A 6,556-nucleotide genomic window follows, 5' to 3' on the forward strand; every position below is an offset into this window, starting at 1 on the left:
GTCACTCTCCTGTCGAGGGGAAACGGGCGAACAGCTTCGCCGCGTTGGACCGGTTGACCGCGGCCCACCACCCCGGATCGAGGTCCGCGTGGCGCGCCACTCCCGCACCGATCGAGGCGCCGAAGGACTCCGGCATGAACGGGTAGTCGGAGCCCACCAGGACCCGTTCCGGATCGGCGAACAGCCGCAGCGAGGCGAGCGCGTGCCGGCCGCACATCGCCACGTCGAAGTAGAGGCGGCGGAGCACGGCGAGAGGATCGTCCGGCAGGCGGTCGGCGAGATCGCGGTTGATGACCGGGCCATAGGTGAGCCGGTCGGCGTAGTAGCTGACCCCGCCGCCGCCGTGCGACAGGATGATCCGCAGCTCGGGGAACCGCTCCAGCGTGCCGTTGTAGAGCAGCTGCGCCACCAGCCGCACCGTCTCGAACGGGAACTCGTACAGCGACAGCGGCAGCCCGAAGGCGGGCTGGCCGGTGGCCGGCGGCACCGCCGGGTGCACGAAGATCGGCGTACGCCGCCGCTCGGCCTCGGCCAGCAGCGGATCGAGCCGGCGGTCGCCGACGTAGAGCCCGTCGTAGTTGGTGAGCAGCCCGAGCCCGTCCAGGCCGAGCACGTCGACCGCGTGGACGAACTCCGCCACGCAGTCGTCGAGGTGGGGGAAGGGCAGCACCGCGAACGCGCCGAAGCGGCAGTCGCCGGCCGCCACGAACTCGGCCAGGTACTCGTTCAGCCGCCGCGCGAGAGCGCGGCTGCGGGCGCGGTCCAGCGGGGGTACGCCCGGCCACAGGCTGACGATCGCGGCGCGTATGCCCTGCCGATCCATCATGGCGAGGCTGCCCGCCCGGCTCCACGTGGGGCGGTCGACTCCGGAAAGAACAGTGGAACCGCCCAATTCGCGAAGCTCGGCCGCATAGAAATCGGGAATTATGTGATGGTGCACGTCGATGGCGTCCATCCACGGTGACCCGGCCGGACCGTTTACGGGTTTGGCGTCCACATCCGCATCGTGGTGACCGGATCGCGTCCGGCCAAGGCGGTGCGGGCGAATATGTCACGTCGGCTCCGCCGGTTGCCCTGCCCGCTGCGGTTGCCATACATTGACCGCAGGTCTGGTCTGGAGGACCGTCGACACTATTCGCCGCGAAGTCGGTGCCCGTCCTTATCGCAATTTTCGCGTTCGACGGCTGGTGAAGAAATGGACCTGGCGCATGCTCACATATTCGCGTGGCGACCGGCCGATCGGTGTGCTCGGCACCGGCTCCTACCTGCCCGGCCGGGTGGTGACGAACGATGAGGCGGCCGAGCACGCCGGCGTGACCGGCGACTGGGTGTACGAGAAGACGGCGATCCGGCAGCGGCGGTGGGCCAAGCCGGACGAGGCGACCTCCGACCTGGCGATCGGCGCGGCGCGCGTCGCGCTCGCGGACGCCGGCGTCGATGCGGCGGACCTGGCGCTCGTCGTGGTGGCCACCTCGACGCCGGATTCGCCGCAACCACCCACGGCCAGCGTCGTCGCCCACGAGATTGGCGCCGGACGGGGTACCGCCGCGTTCGACGTCAACGCGGTGTGCAGCGGCTTCAGCTACGGGCTCGCGGTCGCCGAGCGGCTGGTGACCGCAGCGGGGGACCGGCCGGCGCTGGTGATCGGCGCGGACGTCTACTCGCGCATCCTGTCGCCGCAGGACCGCCGCACAGTGGTGCTGTTCGGCGACGGCGCGGGCGCCGCGGTGATCGGGGTCGGTGGCGCGCACCGGGTCGTGGCCACCCGGCTGCTCAGCTTCGCCGAGGCGCGCGGGCTGATCGGCGTGGCGGCCGGTGGCAGCCGCCTGCCGGCCTCGGAGCAGACGCTCCGCGACGGCTCGCACCACTTCCGGATGGACGGCCGGGGAGTACGCGAGTTCATCGACACGTACGTGGTCGCCGGCATCGCCGAGTTCCTGGCCGAGCACGGTGTGCCGCCGCACCGGCTCGGGCATCTGGTGCCGCACCAGGCCAACGGCCGGATCCTCGCCTCGATGGCGGAGCGGCTCGGGCTGCCCTTCGACCGCGTCGCCAGCACGTACACCGCCTACGGCAACACCGGCGCCGCCGCGGTGCCCATCACCTACGACCAGCTGTGCCGCTCCGGCCGGGTCCGCGCAGGTGACCTCGTGCTGCTCACCGCATTCGGCGGCGGGATGTCCATGGGGATGACCCTGCTCCAGGCCGGCTGAGCCGTCCGGGCGGGCGCCGGTGCCCGGTGGTCACCGGCGCCCGGCGCGCGTCAGGAGGTGCGCCGCAGGGCCGGCTCCGGCCGGCCGTGCGTCGCGAGCACCGTGTGCGCCGCCGACGCCAGCGTCACGTGGCGGTGCCAGCCCCGGTACGAGCGGCCGGTGAAGTCGCGCAGTCCCACCTGGTCGCCGGTGGACTCCAGGTCGTCGGTGACCCGCCGGACCAGCGCCGCCCGGCCGACCAGGTCGGCGAGGCCGATGTCGCCGCGACTGGTCAGCCACAGCTGGCCAGGCTCACCGCGCCCCGGCGCGCTCAGCTCCACCAAAAGCAGGGGATCGTAGCTGCGGGTGCTGGGCAGCCGAACCGCGACGGTGCCGGCCAGCACCGGCGGGCGCGCCGTGAGCCCGAAGACCGAGAACCACTGTAACCCTTGTGCCTGATAACGATGACTCGGTCGTGACCTTCGAGCGGATGCCGAATCTATGTAATGAAAATCGTTTCCTAAAGGAGCGCCCTCGAAAAAAATCGGACTGAAGAGACAGTCTACAGCATCATGTCACCGCTGCGGCCGGCGCCCCCCAGTTCCAGGTACGCCTCGACGGTGCAGGCGCCCAGCGACTGGGCGACCAGGTCGTCCGGAATGGCCGCGCGCCGGCGGCGCTTCTCGTCGGACAACCAGTCCTCGTTGAGGTGCAGCCGCCAGTTGACCGGCGTGACGACGCTCGTCGAGGCCGCCCAGAGACCAACCGCGTGCTGCGCGTTGAGGGACTGCCCCAGGCCCGGCGAGTACCGGCGGCCGACGCCCACCGAGTGCGTCCCGGCCTTGCGGATCAGGGTCGGGTGCAGCACCCAGGTCCGGGCCCCGCAGAGGCGCGTGACGTGCCGGGCGAGCGCCCGCCGGACCGGCATCCAGTCCCAGGTGGAGTCGCTGACGAAATGGTGCAGCGCCTGCTCCGCGGCGGGTTCCGTGGAGATCGCGGCGATGTTGCGGATCGACTTGCGTCCCCGGGCCAGCAGCAGCCCGCGTACGTACTCCCGGCCGCGCCGTCGCTGATCGCTGCGCGGCAGCCCGGCCAGGATGTCGTCACACAGATCCGTCAGGTCCTCGTCCAGCAGCATCCTGCCTCCTCGCGGCGCGGCGGCGAATGCACACGAGCTTGGAACCCGCGGCGAGGATGGTCGAGGTGCTGGCGGCACCGCCCTCGGGGCCACAGTGGTTGGCCGAGGCGCAGGTCGCCGGGAGGCCCGCGGGGCGGGCGTCACTTGCCGATGTGCAGCGCCTCCCGGATGAACATCTGCGCGAAGGTCGGCGCGCCGGTGGTGGTGACCACGTCGATGAACTGGCCGACGTGGAGGTCCTCGGTCGCCTCCCGGACGAGCAGGTCGGCCAGGTCGGTGCGGGAGGTGAACCGGCCGGGGAGCCGGCGCGGCTCGGCCCGGTAGTCGGTGACGCCGTCACCGTCGAAGAGACCGGCCGGACGAATGACGGTCCAGTCCAGACCGCTTTCCGACACCACCTTCTCCATCCGCGCCATGTCCTCGTAGACGGTGCGTCCCATCCGCAGCAGGATCGGTGCGATGATCTTCTTGAAGGTGAACGTCTCGCCCTCGGCGTGCTCGCCGCTGGTGCCGGTCGACGTCACGCAGACCAGCCGGCGCAGGCCGTGGGCCCGCATCGCGGCGATCATGTTGGCGGCGCCCTCGGAGTAGGTTCGCACCGTCTCCTTCGTGTACGGCACACCCAGCGTCGAGATCACCGCCTGCTGGCCGGCGACGGCGGCGTCGACAGCCGCGGCGTCCAGCACGTCGGCGCCCACCACCCGCAGGTTCTCGCCCCGCACCGGGAAGGACTCCGGACGCCGGGTCACTGCTGTGACGACGTGGCCCCGGGCCATCGCCAGCTCGGTGGCCAGCCGGCCGGTGGGCCCGTTCGCGCCGAACACCACGAGTCTCATCTGGCCCCACCTCTTCGTCGGCGCGAGGGTCGAACGACGGTCCAGCAGTCGAACAACGTTCCGGTGCCCGACCAATGTACTACGCTCACGGGCGGAACAGGCAGATTTCGGGCGAGGCGGGTGACGGGATGGCGGAGCGGAGCCGGAGCCTGTGGCTGCGGACGACGTCGGCGCGGCCCGACCCGCCGCTGACCGTCGAGCGCATCACCGCCGCCGCGGTCGAGCTGCTGGACGAGGACGACGTCGGGCAGCTCACCATGCGCCGCCTCGCCGACCGCCTCGGCGTCGGCACCACCACGCTCTACTGGCACGTGGACACCAAGGAAGACGTGATCGACCTCGCGGTCGACGCGGTGTTCGCCGCCACGCCGCCACCGCCACCCGGCGACGACTGGCGGGCGGACGTCACGACGCTGCTGACCGAGCGCCGTGCCGCGCTGCTGCGGCACCCCTGGTCGGCGGTGATGCGACGACGCCCCGCGGTCGGCCCCGGCTTCCTGTCCTGGATGGAGTTCCTCCAGGCCACCCTGACCCGCGCCGGGTTCACCTCCCGGGACGTCACCGCGGCGAGCTGGGTGCTCTACAGCCACGTCCAGGGCTCCGCGGCCAGCCAGGCCACGCTGCGGTGGTCGGCGGCCGAACGCCGGGAGGGCCAGCTGATGCTGGAGCGGCACAGCGCCAGCTATCCCACACTGGCCGCGCAGCGGCACCTGCTCGACGACGACTGGGACACGAACTTCGCGCTCGGGCTGGCGTACGTGCTCGACGGTCTGACCGCCCGCGCCGCAGCCGGCGCCACCTGAGGCCGGACACGCCGAACCGGCCCGCGCCGGGCGGGCCGGTTCATGTCGGAGTCAGAGGCCGAACTTCTCCGCCAGCAGCCGGCGGTCCACGTACCTGATCGCCGACGTGGTCTGCTCGCGGCCGATCTTGTACGCGGTGGCCACCTCGACCAGCCGCAGCGCCTGGTACTCGAGGGCGGCGAGGTTGTCCTCGTGGACGTTGTTCGCCTCGTGCCGGGAGACGCTGCACGTGCCGTACGGCGCGCCGTTGTTCGGCAGGCCGAGCACCTCGACGCTGGAGCCGTTCGGGACGATCAGCGAACCCCAGTGGCAGATGCAGTTGTGCAGCGCCAGGATGGCCGCCTGCTGCCCGGCGTGCGGCATCGAGCCGGACGCGAACACGGACACCACCTTGTTCGCCAGGTCACCCGGAATGGCGACCGGTCCGGAGTGGTCGATGAAGTCGAGGATCTGCGGCGCCGGCAGCCCGTAGTGCACCGGCGTGCCGATCATGATGGCGTCCGCCGCGACCAGGTCCGCGAGCGTGGCCACCGGGACGTCCGCGGTCTCGGCGTTGAGCTCGGCGTACGCCTTGTGGTCGAGCACCATCGGGCTGGGCAGGTCGGGCACCTTGTAGAGCTGCGCCTCCGCGCCCGCCTTCACCGCCGCAGCCGCCGCTGCCACGGCCATCTGGTAGGTATTCCCGCTGCGGGAGTGGAAGATGATTGCCACCTTGATCACAGGAACGCTCCTCACGAGTCGATGCGCCTGGGCATCGCATGGGCCATCTACGGGCATCCTGTCGGCCGCGCCCCGCCCGGCAAACGGCGCGGATCTTAGTTAGTCACCTCGATGTCCGCCGGGGCCGCGACCTGACAGAACCGGCCCGTCGTCGTTGACCGGTCCGTCCCGGTCCGGGTGTGCTGCGCCCATGTCGAACGCTTCCGCGGAACCGCCCGCCGCACCTACCGACCCCGCCGCGCTCCTGCCCCTGTTCGAGCGCGCGTTCAACAACCGCGATCTCGACCAGCTGGAGCAGCTCTACGAGCCGGACGCCCTGCTGATCCTCGCCCCCGGCACGGTCCTGACCGGCGACCAGAGGCGCGCGCGCAGCCGGGAGGAGCAGCACTTCCTGCCGATCAAGGTGGCCGTCCGCCACCAGTACGTCACCGGCGACATCGCCCTGGTGATCAACGACTACGTCCACGAGGGAACCGGACCCGACGGCACCCCGCTCCGGATCGAGGGCACCGCCGTCGACGTGCTCCGGCGCGGCGCGGACGGCGCCTGGCGCTGCGTCATCAGCAACCCCGCCGGCCTGGGCGCCGCCGGTCCCACCGCACCCTGACCACTGTCGACACCGGGCCGCAGCGGCGCCGGTGACCGGCCGGCCGGACGGTCAGCCCGTCAATCGGGCGACGATGCCGGCGGCCGGGCCCGGCACGGCGGACGCGAAACCGGTCCCGGCCCACAGGTTCAGCGCCTCGGCGTCACCGAGACGTGCCGCCGCGGCCCGGATCGGCGCGGTCAGGTGGTGCACCGCCGGATAGGCGACCGGCGCCGCCGCGGAGTAGGCGTCGGTGAAGCGGTTGGCCAGGGCCCGCGCCG

The 6,556-nt window shown here is 71.8% G+C and carries 9 protein-coding genes; 3 read left to right on the forward strand and 6 right to left on the reverse strand.

Annotated elements, in window-relative coordinates; translation table 11 throughout:
* Position 1: 1 nt before the first annotated feature.
* Entirely contained in the window at positions 2-955 is a 954-nt protein-coding gene (locus tag MCBG_RS00785; protein WP_043323034.1) for an amidohydrolase family protein, read from the reverse strand.
* 253 nt (positions 956-1,208) lie between these two features.
* On the opposite strand from MCBG_RS00785, the gene MCBG_RS00790 reads away from it, so the two are divergent.
* Entirely contained in the window at positions 1,209-2,213 is a 1,005-nt protein-coding gene (locus tag MCBG_RS00790) for a 3-oxoacyl-ACP synthase III family protein (protein ID WP_043323037.1), read from the forward strand.
* A 50-nt stretch (positions 2,214-2,263) separates the two neighbouring features.
* Here the strand turns inward: MCBG_RS00790 and MCBG_RS32820 are convergent, their stop codons facing one another.
* From MCBG_RS32820 to MCBG_RS00805, 3 genes are all read right to left on the reverse strand, one after another.
* Entirely contained in the window at positions 2,264-2,533 is a 270-nt protein-coding gene (locus MCBG_RS32820; RefSeq protein ID WP_198033255.1) for a hypothetical protein, read from the reverse strand.
* Positions 2,534-2,754: 221 nt separating this feature from the next.
* The gene (locus MCBG_RS00800) at positions 2,755-3,330 is read right to left on the reverse strand and encodes an IS701 family transposase (RefSeq protein WP_051610890.1); all 576 of its coding nucleotides are present in this window, start codon (positions 3,328-3,330) and stop codon (positions 2,755-2,757) included.
* 140 nt (positions 3,331-3,470) lie between these two features.
* Positions 3,471-4,166, reverse strand: coding sequence for an NAD(P)-dependent oxidoreductase (locus MCBG_RS00805; RefSeq protein ID WP_043323041.1), 696 nt, complete (start codon positions 4,164-4,166; stop codon positions 3,471-3,473).
* Positions 4,167-4,294: 128 nt separating this feature from the next.
* Here MCBG_RS00805 and MCBG_RS00810 point away from each other — a divergent pair, with 128 nt between their 5' ends.
* Positions 4,295-4,969, forward strand: a complete 675-nt coding sequence (locus tag MCBG_RS00810) for a TetR/AcrR family transcriptional regulator (RefSeq protein WP_043323043.1) — start codon at positions 4,295-4,297, stop codon at positions 4,967-4,969.
* Between the two features lie 51 nt (positions 4,970-5,020).
* Here the strand turns inward: MCBG_RS00810 and MCBG_RS00815 are convergent, their stop codons facing one another.
* Complete coding sequence (locus MCBG_RS00815) at positions 5,021-5,689, reverse strand: NAD(P)H-dependent oxidoreductase (RefSeq protein WP_064445530.1); 669 nt, start codon at positions 5,687-5,689, stop codon at positions 5,021-5,023.
* A gap of 190 nt (positions 5,690-5,879) precedes the next feature.
* Here MCBG_RS00815 and MCBG_RS00820 point away from each other — a divergent pair, with 190 nt between their 5' ends.
* Positions 5,880-6,296 carry a YybH family protein gene (locus MCBG_RS00820; protein WP_043323046.1) on the forward strand — a complete coding sequence of 139 codons (417 nt, stop codon included), beginning with the start codon at positions 5,880-5,882 and terminating at the stop codon, positions 6,294-6,296.
* Positions 6,297-6,347: 51 nt separating this feature from the next.
* Here MCBG_RS00820 and MCBG_RS32260 read toward each other — a convergent pair.
* Positions 6,348-6,556 (reverse strand): nitronate monooxygenase (locus MCBG_RS32260; RefSeq protein WP_043323048.1); only part of this gene is annotated, 209 nt, incomplete at its 5' end.

It is taken from the genome of Micromonospora sp. M42 (assembly GCF_000568915.1).
GTDB lineage: Bacteria > Actinomycetota > Actinomycetes > Mycobacteriales > Micromonosporaceae > Micromonospora > Micromonospora chalcea.